16 protein-coding genes are annotated in these 18,218 nt (G+C 26.0%); 10 read left to right on the forward strand and 6 right to left on the reverse strand.

Annotated features, from left to right (window positions below; genetic code table 11):
* Positions 1 to 5 precede the first annotated feature (5 nt).
* The 5 genes from CNZW441b_RS04135 to CNZW441b_RS04155 are packed head-to-tail and all read left to right on the forward strand — an operon-like array spanning position 6 to position 6,863.
* Positions 6 to 1,415, forward strand: a complete 1,410-nt coding sequence (locus tag CNZW441b_RS04135; RefSeq protein ID WP_131166053.1) for a COG3400 family protein — start codon at positions 6 to 8, stop codon at positions 1,413 to 1,415.
* A 3-nt stretch (positions 1,416 to 1,418) separates the two neighbouring features.
* On the forward strand, positions 1,419 to 2,468 hold the full coding sequence (aroB, locus tag CNZW441b_RS04140) for a 3-dehydroquinate synthase (protein ID WP_131166052.1): 1,050 nt from the start codon (positions 1,419 to 1,421) through the stop codon (positions 2,466 to 2,468).
* Positions 2,465 to 4,009: a mechanosensitive ion channel domain-containing protein gene (locus tag CNZW441b_RS04145; RefSeq protein WP_131166051.1), complete on the forward strand. Its 1,545-nt coding sequence runs from the start codon at positions 2,465 to 2,467 to the stop codon at positions 4,007 to 4,009. Before aroB ends, CNZW441b_RS04145 begins: the two co-directional genes overlap by 4 nt.
* Positions 4,006 to 5,259, forward strand: a complete 1,254-nt coding sequence (gene mtaB, locus CNZW441b_RS04150) for a tRNA (N(6)-L-threonylcarbamoyladenosine(37)-C(2))-methylthiotransferase MtaB (protein WP_131166050.1) — start codon at positions 4,006 to 4,008, stop codon at positions 5,257 to 5,259. Before CNZW441b_RS04145 ends, mtaB begins: the two co-directional genes overlap by 4 nt.
* 2 nt (positions 5,260 to 5,261) lie before the next feature.
* A complete protein-coding gene (locus CNZW441b_RS04155) occupies positions 5,262 to 6,863 on the forward strand; it encodes an AAA family ATPase (RefSeq protein ID WP_131163271.1) in 1,602 nt (533 codons plus the stop codon).
* Here CNZW441b_RS04155 and CNZW441b_RS04160 read toward each other — a convergent pair.
* A complete protein-coding gene (locus CNZW441b_RS04160; protein ID WP_131163270.1) occupies positions 6,860 to 7,276 on the reverse strand; it encodes a PepSY-like domain-containing protein in 417 nt (138 codons plus the stop codon). The genes CNZW441b_RS04155 and CNZW441b_RS04160 overlap by 4 nt on opposite strands.
* 80 nt (positions 7,277 to 7,356) lie before the next feature.
* Between CNZW441b_RS04160 and CNZW441b_RS04165 the strand changes: the two genes are divergently transcribed.
* The 3 genes from CNZW441b_RS04165 to CNZW441b_RS04175 are packed head-to-tail and all read left to right on the forward strand — an operon-like array spanning position 7,357 to position 9,762.
* Positions 7,357 to 7,872: a rhomboid family intramembrane serine protease gene (locus tag CNZW441b_RS04165; RefSeq protein WP_131163269.1), complete on the forward strand. Its 516-nt coding sequence runs from the start codon at positions 7,357 to 7,359 to the stop codon at positions 7,870 to 7,872.
* A 29-nt stretch (positions 7,873 to 7,901) separates the two neighbouring features.
* Complete coding sequence (dccR, locus tag CNZW441b_RS04170) at positions 7,902 to 8,573, forward strand: two-component system response regulator DccR (protein ID WP_131163268.1); 672 nt, start codon at positions 7,902 to 7,904, stop codon at positions 8,571 to 8,573.
* The gene (locus CNZW441b_RS04175; RefSeq protein ID WP_131163267.1) at positions 8,560 to 9,762 is read left to right on the forward strand and encodes a sensor histidine kinase; all 1,203 of its coding nucleotides are present in this window, start codon (positions 8,560 to 8,562) and stop codon (positions 9,760 to 9,762) included. Before dccR ends, CNZW441b_RS04175 begins: the two co-directional genes overlap by 14 nt.
* Positions 9,763 to 9,765: 3 nt before the next feature.
* On the opposite strand, the gene CNZW441b_RS04180 is transcribed toward CNZW441b_RS04175, so the two are convergent.
* The 4 genes from CNZW441b_RS04180 to CNZW441b_RS04195 are packed head-to-tail and all read right to left on the reverse strand — an operon-like array spanning position 9,766 to position 13,244.
* The gene (locus tag CNZW441b_RS04180) at positions 9,766 to 9,969 is read right to left on the reverse strand and encodes a hypothetical protein (RefSeq protein ID WP_131163266.1); all 204 of its coding nucleotides are present in this window, start codon (positions 9,967 to 9,969) and stop codon (positions 9,766 to 9,768) included.
* Positions 9,962 to 10,651 (reverse strand): purine nucleoside phosphorylase YfiH/LACC1 family protein, encoded by a 690-nt coding sequence (locus tag CNZW441b_RS04185; RefSeq protein WP_131166049.1) that lies wholly within the window; start codon positions 10,649 to 10,651, stop codon positions 9,962 to 9,964. Before CNZW441b_RS04185 ends, CNZW441b_RS04180 begins: the two co-directional genes overlap by 8 nt.
* A complete protein-coding gene (gene ribE / locus CNZW441b_RS04190; RefSeq protein WP_131166048.1) occupies positions 10,615 to 11,223 on the reverse strand; it encodes a riboflavin synthase in 609 nt (202 codons plus the stop codon). The genes CNZW441b_RS04185 and ribE overlap by 37 nt, the downstream gene beginning before the upstream one ends.
* An 8-nt stretch (positions 11,224 to 11,231) precedes the next feature.
* Positions 11,232 to 13,244, reverse strand: a complete 2,013-nt coding sequence (locus CNZW441b_RS04195; protein WP_131166047.1) for a hypothetical protein — start codon at positions 13,242 to 13,244, stop codon at positions 11,232 to 11,234.
* A 159-nt stretch (positions 13,245 to 13,403) separates the two neighbouring features.
* Here CNZW441b_RS04195 and groES point away from each other — a divergent pair, with 159 nt between their 5' ends.
* Both groES and groL read left to right on the forward strand, forming a co-directional pair.
* Complete coding sequence (groES, locus tag CNZW441b_RS04200) at positions 13,404 to 13,664, forward strand: co-chaperone GroES (protein WP_131163262.1); 261 nt, start codon at positions 13,404 to 13,406, stop codon at positions 13,662 to 13,664.
* 19 nt (positions 13,665 to 13,683) lie between these two features.
* On the forward strand, positions 13,684 to 15,321 hold the full coding sequence (groL, locus tag CNZW441b_RS04205; RefSeq protein WP_131163261.1) for a chaperonin GroEL: 1,638 nt from the start codon (positions 13,684 to 13,686) through the stop codon (positions 15,319 to 15,321).
* 42 nt (positions 15,322 to 15,363) lie between these two features.
* Here groL and CNZW441b_RS04210 read toward each other — a convergent pair whose 3' ends face one another.
* A complete protein-coding gene (locus CNZW441b_RS04210; RefSeq protein WP_216681239.1) occupies positions 15,364 to 18,192 on the reverse strand; it encodes an FtsK/SpoIIIE family DNA translocase in 2,829 nt (942 codons plus the stop codon).
* Positions 18,193 to 18,218 lie beyond the last annotated feature (26 nt).

Genomic DNA, 18,218 nt, shown 5'->3' on the forward strand with positions numbered 1-18,218 from the left:
ACATAATGAATCATATTTTAATAATTATTGATGGTATTTTAGCAAAGCATTTCTTAGAAAGGCTTTGTTTTGAAAAGGGATTAAACTTTTTTTTCACCATTGTTTATCAAAATGATATAAATATTGATTTATATACAAATAACGAATATTTAGAATTTCACAAATTTGATCCTACTAGCACGGCTAGACTTGAGCTTATCATGACAAAAGATTATAAACAAGCTTTAATTTATATGGATAATGAATTTGACACTAAAAAAACCTATGAAAGCTTAAGATCTTTAAATTCTCATTTAGAAATTAATATTATGGACTTTTGGGGACTTGTTATCAATGATGTCCAATGCAAAGTTGTTGATGCAAGAAGTGCTTTAAGTAGAAGATTTTTAGATTTTTTACCCGATGTTGCTCTTACGGCTCAATATATAGGACTTGGGCTTGGAGAAATTATGGAAGTTAAAATTCCAGTAGGATCCATTTTTGCTTATAGACATATAGGTTTTATCCAACAAAAAAGATGGCGTATTGTTTTAGTTTATAGAAATTCAAAAATATATTTTGTAAAACCAAGTTTTATACTTTATCCAAACGATAGTATTCTAATAGTAGGAGATCCTGTAGTTCTTCAAAGTGTTTTTCATAATATACGAGGGAATTTAGGTCAATTTCCAGCGCCTTTTGGAAATAATATTTATTGTATCATTGACATGAAAAATATGAGTGAATTAACCCAAGAACGACTTATAAATACTCTTATTACCTTTAGCCAAAAAACAAATAGTCGTAAATTTTTTTTAAGAATTATTAACCCTACTCTTAATAATATCTACAGTAAAATCAAGAAATTAATAGACGAATCAAATAAAAATGAAGAAATATTCTTTGATTATAAAAATACAGATTTTAAAAACCTTAATTCCTTTTTAGAAAATAATGATATTGGAATGTTTATTACTGATTGCAAATACTTTGAAAAAGAAAAAAAGAAATTTTTTGAATTAAAAATTCCTATCTTAAAAATCGGAGATACAGATTTTAATAACCTAAAAGAATGTGTTATTTTAAGCTCTGATGAAAATGAATTAGAAAACCAAGCTAATGTTATAGTAGATTTAAGCAAATTACTTAACTTTAATGTAAGTTTTTATCATTATAACCCTATACAAGAAAATACAAATTCTATGGAAGAATATTTTCAAAGTCTTTCAAAGCTTTATGATAAAAATATTTTAATTATTAGCAAAAAAGATGAAAACCCAATTTTAAGTTTGCAGTATAGAAATGATTTATTGCAATTTATTAGTTTTGAACCCGAGTTGTTAAAAAATAGCTTATCAAGAAATTTAAGCACAAATTTTAATAAACACTACAAAAAGATGAGTAGAAATTATCAGCTTTTTATTCCTATAAGTTAAAAAATGCAAATAGATATCAAATTAAAACAAAATTCATATAAAGTTTTTATCAATGAATTAGAAAAACTAAATTTTGATACCAAGGTTGTTTTGCTAAGCAATGCTAGAATTTTAAATCTTCATCTTAAAACTTTAAAAAGTAAAATAAAATGCAAAGAGCTTTTTATTATCAGCATAGAAGAAGGCGAAGAATACAAAAATTTACAAACTGTAGAAAAAATTTTAAATCAAATGTTTGCTCATCACATTGATAGAAAAAGTATTTTGATAAGCTTTGGCGGAGGAGTTATCTCTGATATTGGAGGATTTGTTGCAAGCATTTATCAAAGAGGGATTAGTTTTATTAATATCCCAACCACTCTTTTGGCTTGTGTTGATGCTTCAGTTGGAGGTAAAACAGGCGTTAATAATCAATTTGGAAAAAATCTCATAGGTAGTTTTTATCAACCAAAAGCTGTTTATTGTCAAAGTGAATTTTTAAAAACCCTAAATGATAAAGAATTAAGTTCTGCTATGGCAGAAGTCATAAAAATGGCCTTAAGTTTTGATATCCGTTTTTTTAAATTTATCCAAAATATCGATAAAAAGCTTTTTTTATCCAGAGATGATGAGCTACTTTCAAATATTATTCAAAAAAGCGTAGAAATTAAAGCCAAAATTGTTTCAAAAGATGAAAAAGAAAATCATTTAAGAATGATACTTAATTATGGACATACCTTCGCCCATGTAATAGAAAATCAAACTTTTTATAAAAAATACTTACATGCAGAAGCCGTAAGTATAGGGATTCATATGGCAAATATCTTAGCATATCATTTAAATCTTTTACAAAAAACACAAATTCAAGAAATAAATCAAACCTTGCAAAAATTTGATTTGCCTATATTCTATAAAATACCTAATATAAACGCTTTTTATCAAAACTTTTTTCTTGATAAAAAAACCAAACAAGAAAAAATAAATTTTATTTTATTAAAAAAAATTGGAAAAGCTATTATTAAAGATGATATAGATAAAAATACTATTTTAAAAAGTTTAGAAAGTTTTACATGAGAAAGATATTTTATTTATTAATTTTAATTCATTCTTTAATTTATGCTCAAAATATTACAATTGATTCTATTAACCATCAAATTAAAGAACTTGACTCTTTAATCAATAAAAATGTTTGGAATATCCATTATGAAAATTTTAATAAATATCAAGAAATTAACAATGAGCTGATAATTTTAGATTCTTTATTAAAAAAAGATAATTTAAAATCAGAACAAAAAGAAGAAATTAAAAAAAAGATTCTTTCGCTTAAAGAACAACTTAATCTTTTAAAAGATTATAAAGATTTTAATTTTGCTAAAATCTTGCTTGTTCCTCAAAATATAGAGATATTACCAAAACTTACAAATCCTTTAGCAATTATTAATGCATTTTCTCACATTAAAAAATTAAAAAACGAAAAAGAAGAATATATCTTTAAATTTAATAATTTTAAGAATTTAATCAATACCATAAAAGAAAAAAATACAGATTTAAAAGAGCTTGTAAAAATTAATAACAGCAAAGAAAATATAAATGAACTAGAAAAATCTAATAAAAAGTTAGAAGAATTTGAACAAGCTTTACAATTTGTTTCTGTTTCATTTTTGGTCTATGAGAAAAAAATTGATGAAGAAATTTTTCGCGTTCAATCCGAAATCAAAGAACAAAGCTTAAAAGCTTTAAATCTTGTTATTTCCATTGTTATAGTAATCATCATATCATTTTTGCTTAAAATGATTGTAAAAAAATACATCAAAGATAATGAACGCTATTATACAGCCACTAAAATCATCAATGTCGTCAATGTTAATATTATATTATTTATTTTACTTTTTGTTTATATAGAAAATATTTCTTATTTAATTACTATTTTAGGTTTTGCTTCTGCTGGATTAGCCATTGCAATGAAAGATATGTTTATGTCTATGCTTGGTTGGTGTGTGATTATATTTGGCGGAAGTTTTCGTGTAGGTGATCGTATAAAAGTAAAATATAACAATGAAATTTATGTTGGAGATATTATAGATATTTCTCTTTTAAAAATTACTCTTTATGAAGATATCACCCTTGTAACTTATACAGATAATAGACGCGCTGGGCGAATTATCTTTATACCTAATAACTATGTTTTTACAGAGCTTATATCAAACTATACACATCATGGTATGAAAACAGTTTTTGATGGTATTGATATTACTCTTAGTTTTGATTCTAATCTTGAAAAAGCTCAAAAAATTGTTGAAGAAATTGTTACTAGATATTCTAAACCTTATACAAATTTAGCTAAAAAAACTTTGATAAAACTTCAAAATGAATACAGTATCAAAAATCCTCAAGCAGGACCTAAATTTTTTACTTTTTTCGAAAATTATGGTATGAGAATTTCTGCATGGTATATGACAAATTCTTATGCAGCTTTAACTCTTAGAAGCACATTGTGCAAAGAAATTATTAAAGAATTTAATAAGCACCAAGATATAAAATTTGCTTATCCAACTCAAAATATTTACTTTCCTATTAAAGAAGATATTTTAAAACATTCTAAGGAGAATTTTTGAAAGAAAAAGTTTTTATTAAAACATTTGGTTGTCGCACCAATATTTATGATAGTGAACTTTTAAAAAAATATATTAAAGATTATGAAATTACACATAAAGAAGATGAAGCTGGGATTATTATTATAAATTCTTGCACTGTTACTAATGGGGCTGATAGTGGAGTTAAAAACTATATTTATAATCTACAAAGAAAAGGGATAAAAATTATTTTAACAGGATGTGGGGCTTTTAGTAAAGGTAAGGAGCTTTTTGATAAAAAACAAATTTTTGGAGTTTTAGGAACATCTGAAAAAAGTAAAATTAATGATTTATTAAATACTAAAAAAAATTTCTACGAGATAGGAAATTTAAATTTTATAGACAAAGATATAGTAAATCAATACGAACATCACACAAAAGCTTTTATAAAAATCCAAGAAGGGTGCGACTTTAATTGTAGCTATTGTATTATTCCAAGTGTTAGAGGAAAATCAAGAAGTATTAAAGAAGATGTTTTACTAGAACAAGCTAAAATTTTGGCCCAAAATGGCTATAATGAACTTGTGCTAACAGGAACCAATATAGGAAGTTATGGCTTAAAAGATCACACAAGCCTTGGAAAACTCTTGCAAAAACTAGGAAAAATACAAGGAATCAAACGCATTAGATTAGGTAGTTTAGAACCAGCTCAACTTGATGAGAGTTTTTTTGAAATCTTAGATGAAAATTTTATCGAAAGGCATTTACATATAGCCTTACAACACACAAGCGAAACTATGCTTAGAATTATGAGACGTAGATCTCATACAAAAAACGATCTTGCTTTATTCCAAAAACTTGCCTCTAAAGGTTTTGCCCTAGGCACTGATTTTATAGTGGGTCATCCTGGAGAAAGTGAACAAATTTGGCAAGAAGCATTGCAAAATTTTAAAGAATTTAATCTTACTCATATCCATGCTTTTATCTTTAGTCCAAGAAACAATACTCATTCAGCAACTTTAAAAAATACCATAAATGGTCAAATTGCGAAAGAAAGATTAAATATTTTAAAAAGTATAGTTAAAGAAAATAATTATAATTTTAGAAAAAATCATCAAAATACAAAACTTGAAATTTTAGTAGAAAATAAAAAAGACGATATTTTTGAAGGCTATGATCAATTTTTTAATAAAATAAAAATTCACTCTTTAAAAGATATTTCAAAAGAATGGTTAAGTGTTGAAAAATATAATATTAAAGAAGAGTATAATGAAGTTGTTTTAAAGGTGTGATTATGAAAAATAAAAAAATTATTTTTATCTCTTTGGTCGTTTTATGTTTGCTATTTACTGTTTTATACTTTAAGAATAATATCAAATTTATAGATAAAGAACTTTATCAAAGCTTTCTTGAACAAAATTTAATACAAAAAGCTGTTATTGATGAGGACGAAATTTTTTTGAAAGTTAAAGGTGAAAATTATGCCATTGTAAAAGATGGCGTGGATATAAAAGAACTTTTAAGCAAAGTTCCAATAGAAGTTAAAAAAGAAAACTATTTTTTACTTATTTTAATTCTAATCTTAATTTTTAGTCTTTTATTTTTCATATTGATATCCAACAGAAAAAAACAAAATTTTAAAATACAAAATCATCAAGAACAAAATAGAAATTTAAATACCAATTCCTGGGATAATCTTAATATAAAACCTGTTATTTCAAATATAAATTTTAACGATGTAGCAGGCGTTAGTGAAGTAAAAACAGAACTAAGTGAGTTAGTTGATTTTTTAAAAAATCCTAAAAAATATAAAGAATTTGGAGTTAAAATGCCTAAAGGAGTCTTAATGGTAGGTCCTCCGGGTGTTGGAAAAACTCTCATTGCAAAGGCTGTGGCTGGAGAAGCTGGAGTGCCATTTTTTTATCAAAGTGGTTCTAGTTTTGTTGAAATTTATGTAGGAATGGGTGCAAAACGTGTTAGAGAACTTTTTTCTAGAGCCAAAATGATGGCCCCAAGTATTATATTTATCGATGAAATCGATGCCGTAGGAAAAGCAAGGGGAGAAATGTCTAATGTGGAAAGAGATAGCACATTAAATCAACTTTTAACTCAAATGGATGGTTTTGAAGATAATAGCGGTGTAATTGTAATAGGTGCAACAAATAAAATAGAACTCATGGATAGTGCTCTTTTAAGATCAGGGCGCTTTGATAGAAGAATTTTTTTATCTTTACCTGATTTCAATGATAGACTTAAAATTTTAGAAATTTATATGAAAGATAAAAAAAATCAAGTAAATTTACAAAAAATTGCTAAGGCAAGTGTAGGATTTAGTGGAGCTGGACTTGAAACTTTGGTCAATGAAGCTGCAATTAATGCACTAAGAAGAAATTCAAACCAAATTAGCGAGAGTGATTTTTTTGCTGTGCTAAATAAAGTTCTTTTAGGCAAAAAGAAAATTTTAAGTTTTAATGAAAAAGAAAAGAAAATTCAAGCTACTTATCAAGCCGCAAAAGCACTAAGTGCTTATTATTTTGATATCGAATTTGAAAAAATCACCCTTATTGAAGATAGATTTAAAGAATATGAAAATAGCATTAAATCAAAATCAGAACTTTTTAATAAAATAAAAGTTTATCTAGCAGGCTCATGTGCAATGGAGCTTATTTACAATGAAAACTATACAAATTCTCAAAGTGATCTTTTAAAAATTAAAGAGATTCTTGATCTTATGGTAAGTTTTGATATGATAGAAGATAAATCTTTACAAAAACAAAAAGAGGAAATGTATGAGTTTTTAACTCCTATGAAAAATAATATTGTAAAACTCTCATCTATTTTGCTTGAAAAAGAAAAACTAGAATACGATGATATTAAGAAAATCATGATGATTTAATCATCGAATTCTTTAAACAAAATTGTTCCATTAAAATCAATTAAAACCTTTATATTATTAACAAGTTTAATTTTATAATAATTAATTTTTTTCTCTATCTCTCGTGCTTTTGTATCTTTAAACTCATTTTTTATAATATTAGCTATATTGGCGGGTAAAATGTCTAAATCTATAGGAATAATTTTAGCTTCTATTTCCTTCCAAGAACCATCTTTAGAAAATTCAAGCTCTGTTCCATCGCTTAAATAAACTTCATAAGAATTTTTATCTTGTTGAACTATACCTACTGGAGCCTTGAAATATTTCTTTATAAATTCCTTTGAATTCTGAGGCAAAGAATCAAAAGAAATAATCATATCAGCTGATAAATAATTAAATAAAATTAGTGATATAATGATATTTTTAATTTTCAAAATTCAAATCCCAAATTTAAAATTTCAAAAAGTATAATTTTTATTTGTGAATTTTTTGTGAATTTAAATAAGGAGTTTTTTTGTTTGTATTTATTTTAATATTTATAAATATTTTATTTTTTCTCTTAATTCCTTATTCTAGTTATGATCTTTTTGGATTAAATATTTTATTTTTTAAAAAAGATTTTTATTGGCAAATTCTTAGTTCTATGTTTTTACATGCTAATTTAACGCATTTAATCTTAAATATGATTGTTTTGTTTCAATTTGGACTTATATTAGAGAGAAAAATAAAATCTTTGAATTTTGTATTATTATATCTTTTAGGGGGTATAATAAGCTCTATTTTAAGTCTTTTTTATATTTATTTTGCATATATTTATTTTAATCAAACAATCAATCTTGTGGGTGCAAGTAGTGCAATTTGTGTATTGATGGGTTTTTATGCTTTTTTAGATAAACATAGCACAAAAGGACTTATTATAGCTCTTTTACTTATGAGTTTCGTTCCTTTATTGATGGGCGTTAATATAGCTTGGTATGGGCATATTTTTGGTTTTATTTGTGGATATATGTTTGCAAAAATAAAAAAATAATTTTAAGATATCAAATAAAGAGAAAAAAAATGGAAACAAAAATTTTACTTTTAGAAGATGATTTATCTTTAAGCGAGATTATAAAAGAATTTTTAGAAGATGAAGGCTACAAAGTAAGTTTATGCGATAATGCTGATGAAGCTTTAAATTTAGCATATGAAAATAATTTTGATCTTTGGATTTTAGATGTAAAAATACCTTTAGGAGATGGCTTTTCTCTTCTTAAAGAATTAAGAAATTCTGGGAAAAAAACTCCTGCTATTTTTATGACTTCTTTAAATACACTAGCTGACTTAAAACAAGGTTATGACGCAGGATGTGATGATTATATACGCAAACCCTTTGAACTTGCTGAACTTGGTATTCGTATAGAAGCATTACTTAAAAGAGCTTTTTATCACAAAAAAGAAGATTTTGAAGAATTAGGAAATGGTTTTAAATTTGCACTTAAATCACAAATTTTATATCAAAATGAAAAACCTTTGTCTTTGCCTAATAAAGAAATAAAACTTCTAGCTCTTTTACTAAAAAATAAAAATCATTTTATAAAAGCCGAAACTATTTTTGAAGAAATTTGGGGATATGACGAAGAGCCAAGTGAACTAAGTCTTAGAGTATATATTAAAAATTTAAGAAAACTTTTAGGAAAAGAAAAGATTATAAATCATAGAGGTAGAGGCTATAGTTATGTTGGAGTCTAAATCAAATAAAAAAGTAATCTATCAAATTTTATTTATTTATCTTACAACTACAGGAATTTTTTTAACATTTTTTTTTACACTTTGGTATCAAAAACTTTATGAAGAACTAATAATCTTACAAGGAAGTAATCTTAAAGAAATCCATAGAAACATTATTATAAATATTATAAATTCTAAATTTACCCCCATTGATCAAAGCTCTAAAAATATAGCTGATTCATCAAAGCTTAAATTTGCTATTTTTGATAAAAATAAAATCTTTTTTGACAACTTAGATTTTAATCTATCAAAAGCCAAAAGCGAATTCAAAGGAAGAGGAATTGAAAATGGAAAAGTATTTTATCAATCAAAAATGAATTCAAATAATTACTATTTAAGCGATGAAAATAATGAAATCAATAATGAAGAAAATGCTCTTAAGATAATCATTCAAGGAAAAGATATAAGCAAAGAATTGTTATGGATTAGAATTAAAGTGCTAATTTATGCTATTTTTGCTTTTTTACTCCTTGGTATTATTGCTTATTTCCTAGTAAAAACAGCCTTAAAACCATTGGATGAAAAAATAAAATTTTTAAATCGTTTTATTAAAGATTCTACTCACGAAATTAATACTCCATTGAGTGTTATTTTAATGAGTATAGAACAGCTTCAAAAACAAAATATGGAAAATAAGAAGTTTGAACGCATTAAACTTGCAGCTAAAACTTTAAACCAAGTATATTCTGATTTAGTTTATTATAACTTTGAAAATACTCTTACTAAAGAAAAAGAAAAGCTTGATTTAACAAAACTTATTTATGAACGTTTAGAGTATTTCAAACCTTTTTTAGAACAAAAAAAAATTATACTTACAAGTAAACTAGAAAAAAGTTTTATTTTTGTTAATAAGGGTCAATTTACAAAGCTTTTTGATAACCTTTTAAGCAATGCTATAAAATATAATAAAAAAAATGGAAAGATTGATATTTGTCTTAAAGAAAATTTTTTAAGTATCAATGATAGTGGCTTTGGTATAGCTAAAGAAAATTTAAATAGCATCTTTGATCGCTATACAAGATTCAATCAAGACCAAGGTGGTTTTGGCATAGGTCTTTCCTTGGTAAAAAAAATTTGCAAAGAAAACAATATAACAATTACTTGCACTTCAAATGAAAACATAGGAAGTACTTTTATTTTAAAATGGTAAGAATTATTTACTTAGATGAGCCTTTTCTTTTATCTCTACTATAGAATTAAGAATTTTAATAAATTCATTCTTATCACTTTGATTTAAACTATTTATTTTAGAATTGATAAGAATTTCAACAAGATTTTCATTTAATAAATCACTATCTCCAAATTCTCTTGCTTTTTGAATAATTTTTAAAATTCTTAAATCTTTTTTTTCATACATTATAATCCTTTAAAACAATAACGCTAACAAATCTTTTTTTGGTTTGATCTCGTCTATAAGAAAAAAATTTTTCATCATCAAAAGTACAAATATTGCAATCATTTATATTATAGATATTTAAATCTTTTGCTTGTTCTTTAACTATAGATTTTAAATCTAGTCTAGAATTTTTGATAAAATCTTTAAAATACTTTTGCGAAAAAGATAAAAGTTTACCTTTAATCTCATAGTTTTTTTGACTAATACTAGGTCCTATAAATAAATTAATTTCTTCATTTTTAATATCAGAATTTAAAAAATAAAACTGATTAATACTTTCTTTTAAAATATTGCCAAAAGTCCCTTCTCTTCCAGAATGAAGTGCAGCTATAATGCCACTTTTATGCCATAAAAGCAAAGGCAAGCAATCTGCGCTTAAGACACAAAGTGCAACATTTTTACAAGTGCTAATAACTCCATCACAAGAAAAATTTATAAAATCCTTTGTAAAAATTTCAACTTTATTAGAATGAATTTGATCCATAAATATGCATTGTTTTATATTTTCATAACCTAAATGATAAAACAAATTTTCATTTATTATTTTAGCCCTATAAGAACTATAATCTTTATCATAAGCACAAAAAATACTAATTTGCTCATTATCTAATAAAGATAAGAAATTCTCTCCACATCTTCCCATGAAAGTCCTTTGGTTTGGTTTGTTTGTGCATAAAGATAACGTGCTAAAAGATCGCTTTCTATGTTAATTTTTCTTCCTATTTTATACTCTTTAAAAAGGGTTTCTCGAAAAGTAATTGGTATAATAGTAAGACGAATTTTATCTTTAAAAACCTCATTAATTGTCAAACTTACCCCATCAATCCCTATGCTTCCTTTATGTGCCATAAATTTCATTATTTTTTGAGGTAGAGTTATAAAAAAATCTACCCCATTTTCATTTTTTTGAATTTGAATAAGTTCTCCTATAGCATCTATATGACCTTGCATTAAATGACCATCAATTCTATCTCCATATCTTAACGCAGGTTCTATATGCACCTTATCTTTTAAATTTTCTATAGCGATCTTTGTGCGACTCTCTTTAGAAAGTTCAAGATCAAAACCATCTTTATAAAGCTTAATCACGCTTAAACATGCTCCATTAACAGCTATACTATCTCCAAGTTTTGGGCAATAATCAGCTTTTAAGCTTAATATATGACCTTGAAAAAATTTTACTGTTGCGATCTCTCTTATTAAGCCATTAAACATTTTTAACCTTAAAATATTTTATTAAAAAGTTTATCAATCTTTTCCCCTACTTTGTTTGTTTGTTCTTTAGTTTTTTCTCCAAGAACATTTTTAATTGAATTCGCTACACTTCCTACATCTAATTTTACTTTAGGACTTTCACTTGTTCCAGTGATCACACCTTTAAAATTTGCTTTATCTATATTGGCTTCAAAAGGAAGATTTAGAGCTTGTGTTTTTAAATTTATTGTTGCCTTACTTATATTGACGTTAGTGTGTTTAGCTTGCATATTAAGATTAAAATCAATTAAATCTTTAGAAATATTTGCTTTAGCATTAGAAGTATGAAAAACTTCTGTTGTGATATCTTTTAATGTTAAAATTTTAACAGCAGTTGTAATGGCATTTGTTTTTAATTTTCCTTCTTTTATATCAAGTTTGGCTTCTCCTTTTTCATTAATAACATCATAATTAGCACTTATATTAGCTTTACCTTGATAAATATCAATAAAATCGAGACTTTTTGCCAATTCAGAAAGTTCAACTTCATTTAAATTTGCATTAAAAATATTATTTTTAAAGATTGCTTCTAATTTTCCATTAAATAAATTTTTACTCAATAATTCAATGTCAAAATTTTTATCAAAATTTATCTTAGTATTAAATTCTGCTTTTCCTTTCAGTTTTCTATCAGCCAAAAAGCTTAATTTTGAAAAATCATCTAAAATTAGATCAAAATTTGAATTGAGTATAGTTTTTTTAATATCAAAATTTCCTGCTAAATTAGATATTTTAAAAAGATCTGAAAATAAATTAACATTAAAATTAGCTATATTATTTTTTATTGTAGAATTAGCTTTTAAATCAAAATTTATATTGTTTGGAACTTGTTTATTCAAAATATTGCTTAAAGCTTTAGCATTAAAAATACCTTTTATATCCATATTTGCATTGGCATTTAACTTATCAAAATTTAAATCTAAATTTTCTACATTTGCATTAATATAACCGCTGCCTAAAGATTCATAACCTAAAATTTTTAAAATTTTTTCAATTTTTGCATTTCTTAAAATAATTTTTATTTTATTATTTTGTAAATTAGCTGCTACCTCTTCGCCTATATCATTAATACTAGCACTAGCACTAGAAAGAATATTTTGATTTAACTCTAATAATCCTGTTATAGACATTGGACCATTTAATTTTATTTGAGTTAAACTTTGTAATTTTGCTAAATCTGTTGCTTTAATTTCAAAATCTGTGTTTAATTTATTTTTAGTTATATCATATAAAGTTTTTTGAGTTTTTAAATTCAAGTAATTTGTATTTGTATTACTGATTATAAAAATCTTATCCTCTTTAATTAAAGCATTTACAGTAGAATTGATATTTGATTTAGGAAGTAAAACTCCAAAATCTTTTTGAATTTTTTCATAGTTTATATAACTTGTATCAAGTTTTATGTTAGCAATGCCATCAGGTTTTAAATCTTTAGCTTTAATTTGTGTTGTTATATCTATATAGCCTTTAGCATAAGTAGGCATAGACATAAGACTTAAGATATCTTCAATTTTTAAAGATTTTGCGTCTAAATTTAATGCGATAGGACTAAAATCATAAATTCTTGAATCCAATTTTATATTAGATCCTAAAAAATAACCTTTACCATTAACTAAAAAATCACTTATTCTTCCATAAAATTTTCCATTAAATTCTAGATTTTTATTTAAATTTAAACCTAAATTTTTAGCATAATCTTTTTGCAATGCAATATTATAATCAAGATTAAAAGATAATTTTAAAAGACTTAAATTCCCATCAATATTCAAATGAGCAATATTTGCTAAATCAGATTTCAATTCTAAAAAAGAAGGTCTGAGTTTAAAATGAGTGATATTTAAATCAAAACCTAAATTCTGTTTTACTTTATTTTGAACAACATTTGAAACAATATTATTTCCAAATGATGTAAAAAGAATAATGTAAGATACAATAAAAATTGCAGCAATAAAAATTAATATGCCGTAAAAAAATTTCTTCATTGTTTATCCTTAATATTTGATTTATAAATAAACTTTACTTTAATAGACTAAAGTTATATAAATATTTTTATTTAAAGTATTGACAAATTTCATTTTTTATAATAATATTTTATCACTCAAAATAAAAGAGTGCTAAAAAAATTATTAAGGATGGACAAAATGAATTTTCAACCTTTAGGAAAGCGCGTTTTAGTTAAACGAGTAGAAGAAACTAAAACAACTGCTTCAGGAATTATTATACCAGATAATGCTAAAGAAAAGCCTTTAATGGGTGAAGTAGTTGCAGTAAGCAAAGAAATAAATGATATTTCAAACGGTGATAAAATTATATTTGCAAAATATGGTGGAACAGAAATCAAACTTGACGCAAATGAATATCTTGTTTTAAATTTAGATGATATCTTAGGAATTTTAAAATAATTACAAAAAGGATTATACAATGGCAAAAGAAATTATTTTTTCAGATGAAGCAAGAAATAAGCTTTACGAAGGCGTTAAAAAATTAAACGATGCTGTAAAAGTTACAATGGGACCAAGAGGTCGTAATGTTTTGATTCAAAAAAGCTTTGGTGCACCAAGCATAACAAAAGATGGAGTAAGCGTTGCCAAAGAAGTTGAATTAAAAGACAGTCTTGAAAACATGGGTGCTTCTCTTGTAAGAGAAGTTGCTAGCAAAACTGCAGATCAAGCTGGAGATGGAACTACAACTGCAACCGTTCTAGCACATGCTATTTTTAAAGAAGGTTTAAGAAATATTACAGCTGGAGCTAATCCTATTGAAGTAAAAAGAGGAATGGATAAAGCTTGTGAAGCTATAGTAGAAGAGCTTAAAAAACTTTCACGCGAAGTAAAAGATAAAAAAGAAATTGCTCAAGTTGCTACAATTTCTGCAAATTCTGATGAAAAAATCGGAAATTTAATTGCTGATGCTATGGAAAAAGTAGGCAAAGATGGTGTTATTACTGTTGAAGAAGCAAAATCAATTAATGATGAATTAAATGTAGTTGAAGGTATGCAATTTGATAGAGGATATTTAAGTCCTTATTTTATCACTAATGCTGATAAAATGTTAGTAGAATTATCAAATCCTTATATTTTATTATATGATAAAAAAATATCAAGTTTAAAAGACTTATTGCCAATTTTAGAGCAAATTCAAAAAACAGGAAAACCTCTTTTAATTGTAGCTGAAGATATTGAAGGTGAAGCTCTTGCTACTTTAGTTGTTAATAAATTAAGAGGTGTTTTAAATATTTCTGCAGTAAAAGCTCCTGGTTTTGGTGATAGAAGAAAAGCTATGCTTGAAGATATTGCTATTTTAACAGGTGGAGAAGTGATTTCTGAAGAATTAGGAAGAACTTTAGAAAGCGCAACTATAGAAGATTTAGGACAAGCTTCAAGTATTATCATAGATAAAGATAACACTACTATAGTTAATGGTAGCGGAGAAAAAGCAAATATTGATGCAAGAATTAATCAAATCAAAGCTCAAATTGCTGAAACAACTTCAGATTATGATAAAGAAAAATTACAAGAAAGACTTGCCAAATTAAGCGGTGGTGTTGCACTTATTAAAGTTGGTGCTGCAACTGAAACAGAAATGAAAGAGAAAAAAGATCGCGTAGATGATGCATTAAGCGCTACTAAAGCAGCAGTTGAAGAAGGTATAGTTATAGGTGGTGGTGCAGCTTTAATCAAAGCAAAATCAAAAATTAAACTTGATTTAAAAGGTGATGAAGCAATTGGAGCTGCTATTGTTGAAAGAGCTTTAAGAGCGCCTTTAAAACAAATTGCTGAAAATGCAGGCTTTGATGCAGGTGTTGTTGTAAATAGTGTTGAAAATAACAAAGATGAAAATGCAGGCTTTGATGCAGCTAAAGGTGAGTATGTAGATATGTTTGCTGCTGGTATCATTGATCCTGTTAAAGTTGAAAGAGTAGCATTACTTAATGCAGTTTCTGTAGCAAGTATGCTTTTAACAACTGAAGCAACAATTAGCGATATAAAAGAAGATAAACCTGCTATGCCTGATATGAGTGCAATGGGTGGTATGGGAGGTATGGGAGGAATGATGTAATTTCATCCACTCCTGTTAAAAGAGTCTATTTTTTAGACTCTTTTAAATAATAATCTCTCTTTGTCCTTTAGAATCTGGTTCACTTAAAATCCCTGCTTTGCTTAATTGTTCAATGATATTAGCAGCTCTATTGTAGCCTATTTTAAGACGTCTTTGAAGATAAGAAATACTTGTTTTTCGATCTTCTAAAATGACTCTTTTAGCATCTTCAAATAATTCATCAAATTCATCATTGTCAAAATCTTGCGTATTGCTATTTGCTCCTTGAGAATCTTTAAGGAAATTCTCATCATATTCAACACTTTCTTGATCTTTTAAGAAATCTACAATTTTCTCAATTTCACTTTCACTAGCAAAAGGAGCATGCAAACGCACAATAGAACTTGTTCCTGGAGGAGTAAAAAGACAATCCCCGCGTCCTAGCAAACTTTCAGCACCCATAGCATCTAAAATAACTTTAGAATCAATCTTTTGCCCTACTTTATAAGAAATTCTACTTGGCAAATTAGCCTTAATAAGTCCTGTTACAACATCTACTGAGGGACGCTGAGTTGCTACGATTAAATGAATTCCACTAGCTCTTGCCATTTGCGCAAGACGCCCTATATAAAATTCAACATCTTTTCCAGCAGTCATCATCAAATCAGCCAATTCATCGATAATAACAACAATGAAAGGCAAAGTTTCTAGGCCTTTTTCTTTCATTTTCTCATTATAATTTTCTATATTTTTTGTTTTAGCATCAGCCATCAATCTATAACGACGTTCCATTTCAGCCACCATATTTGAAAGTGCAATGATAGCTTTTTTAGGATCTGTAATTACTGGAGTTAATAAATGTGGAATTTCATTATAAATGCTAAATTCAAGCATCTTAGGATCTATCATTAAAAGTCTTAGAGTTTTAGGAGAATTTCTATAAAGCAAACTCAAAAGCATAGAGTTTATACCAACACTTTTTCCACTTCCTGTGGTTCCTGCTATTAAAAGGTGTGGAAGTTTTTTAAGATCTGTTATAAAGGCATTACCCGCTATATCTTTTCCTAACGCAATTGCTAAAGAACTTTTTGCATTTTGAAATACATCGCTTTCTAGAATTTCTCTTAAATAAATCGTTTGGATTTGTTCATTTGGAACTTCTATACCAACTACATCTTTACCTGGAATTGGTGCTTGAATGCGTATAGATTTTGCTTTTAAAGCCATAGCTAAATCATCTTGAAGATTCAAAATGCGACTTACTTTAACATCTGCACTTGGTCTAAATTCAAAAGTAGTTACCACAGGCCCAACAGAAGTACTAATCACATCTCCGCCTATTTTAAAACGTCTTAACTTTTCTAGCAAATCATAAATTTTTTTATCTATTTCATTTTCATCCATATCTTGTTTAAGATAAACAGGATTAGCTAAAAATTCAAGAGAAGGAAGTTTAAAATCATTTGGTTTTTGAATTTCTCCTTGCTCTATATCTTTTAAAAGTTGTTGGTTTAATTCTATTTCTTTAACTAAAATACCTCTAGAGAGTTCATTTTTTTGCTTAGATTCATTTAAATTGATATCTTGTAAATTATCATCTTGACTTAAAATTTCATTATCTAAATTTTCTTTTAAATTTTGATTAGTCTCATTCTCTAGCAAATTTTGTTGTTGTGATACAAAAGACTCTTCTTTGATTTCACTCATCTTTATAACAGGAGTTTGTGGGATATAAGGAGTATTTAATTCTTCTACAGTTGGAAGAAATTCCTGTTTTTCTTCCATTGGTGTAATTTCTTTATCGTTATATTGATCATTGATAGTATATTTGTTTCCTTGAAGTATGTTTAAATTTTCTTCTTTTTCAAGAATTTGAATTTCCTCTTTAACGCGATTTTCTAAAATTTGATTTTGATAAACTTTGTATTCTTCCTCAAGCTTAGCCTTTTGCAAAAGCTGCTCTCTAAGCTCAAGTTCTTTTTCAAAAATTTTAGGTTTATTAGTGGTTTTCTGTAAAGAAATTTCTATATTTTTACGCTTATAACTTGGCTCATCAAGATTGCTTTTTTCATCAATTTGATCTTTTAAATCTTCATTTTTTTTAGGTTTTAAAAAACGTTCAGGAATCATATCTGCCTCTTCTTGTAAAATAAAATTCAATTCTTCATCTAAGCTAATACTACTTCTACTAGCCTTTTTAGCAAAATTTTCAATTTCTTTTGAAGTCTCATACATAAAACTTTTTGATTCGTTTATATTTTCATTTATATTTTTTTCTTCTTTTTTAATTTCTTCTTTATTGATTTTTTCTTCTGTAATATCATTTTTTATTAAATTTTCACTTTCTTGTTTTTGTTTTATTTCTGTAAGATTATTTTTTATCTCATTAGACGAATTTAAAGTTTGTTTTAAATTAAATTTAAAAATAGGAGTTTTGGAATTTTTATTCTCTACTTCCTCTTTTTCTCCTCCAAAAACGTCCATAAATAAAGCTTTTATTTTGGACTCAAAATAAAGGAATTTACTAAAATCTAACTCAAGATTAAAAATCTCTTTAATAAACCCTGGAAAAAGTAAAACAATAGACAAAAGCAAAAAAAACAAAGCAATCAATCCGCTTAATATATGTCCAAAAAAGAATGAAAAAGACTTATACAATAGCTTTAAAATATAACCTTCATTGGGATAAAAAATAGCAAATAAAAGCATTATAGAAAAAAATACAAAACAAAATCCAAAAATTTCACTTCTTTTAAAATTTTCTAATTTATAATGCCTTTTATAATAAATATAATTAATAATCATTAAAAAAAACGGATAAAAATATCCAAATTTTCCAAACAATAAAATATTAAATTTATATAAAAAATTACCCATAGAAGGTATAAACATACATAAACAGAGATAAAAAATACCAA

This window comes from Campylobacter novaezeelandiae, assembly GCF_018968685.1.
GTDB lineage: Bacteria > Campylobacterota > Campylobacteria > Campylobacterales > Campylobacteraceae > Campylobacter_D > Campylobacter_D novaezeelandiae.

Coding starts and splice junctions, on each gene's coding strand:
- ribE (WP_131166048.1), bottom strand. CDS start 11,223: ATGTTTAATGGCTTAATAAGAGAGATCGCAACAGTAAAATTTTTTCAA.
- CNZW441b_RS04180 (WP_131163266.1), bottom strand. CDS start 9,969: ATGTATGAAAAAAAAGATTTAAGAATTTTAAAAATTATTCAAAAAGCA.
- CNZW441b_RS04195 (WP_131166047.1), bottom strand. CDS start 13,244: ATGAAGAAATTTTTTTACGGCATATTAATTTTTATTGCTGCAATTTTT.
- CNZW441b_RS04135 (WP_131166053.1), top strand. CDS start 6: ATGAATCATATTTTAATAATTATTGATGGTATTTTAGCAAAGCATTTC.
- CNZW441b_RS04210 (WP_216681239.1), bottom strand. CDS start 18,192: ATGTTTATACCTTCTATGGGTAATTTTTTATATAAATTTAATATTTTA.
- CNZW441b_RS04155 (WP_131163271.1), top strand. CDS start 5,262: ATGAAAAATAAAAAAATTATTTTTATCTCTTTGGTCGTTTTATGTTTG.
- dccR (WP_131163268.1), top strand. CDS start 7,902: ATGGAAACAAAAATTTTACTTTTAGAAGATGATTTATCTTTAAGCGAG.
- aroB (WP_131166052.1), top strand. CDS start 1,419: ATGCAAATAGATATCAAATTAAAACAAAATTCATATAAAGTTTTTATC.
- groL (WP_131163261.1), top strand. CDS start 13,684: ATGGCAAAAGAAATTATTTTTTCAGATGAAGCAAGAAATAAGCTTTAC.
- CNZW441b_RS04185 (WP_131166049.1), bottom strand. CDS start 10,651: ATGGGAAGATGTGGAGAGAATTTCTTATCTTTATTAGATAATGAGCAA.
- CNZW441b_RS04145 (WP_131166051.1), top strand. CDS start 2,465: ATGAGAAAGATATTTTATTTATTAATTTTAATTCATTCTTTAATTTAT.
- groES (WP_131163262.1), top strand. CDS start 13,404: ATGAATTTTCAACCTTTAGGAAAGCGCGTTTTAGTTAAACGAGTAGAA.
- CNZW441b_RS04175 (WP_131163267.1), top strand. CDS start 8,560: ATGTTGGAGTCTAAATCAAATAAAAAAGTAATCTATCAAATTTTATTT.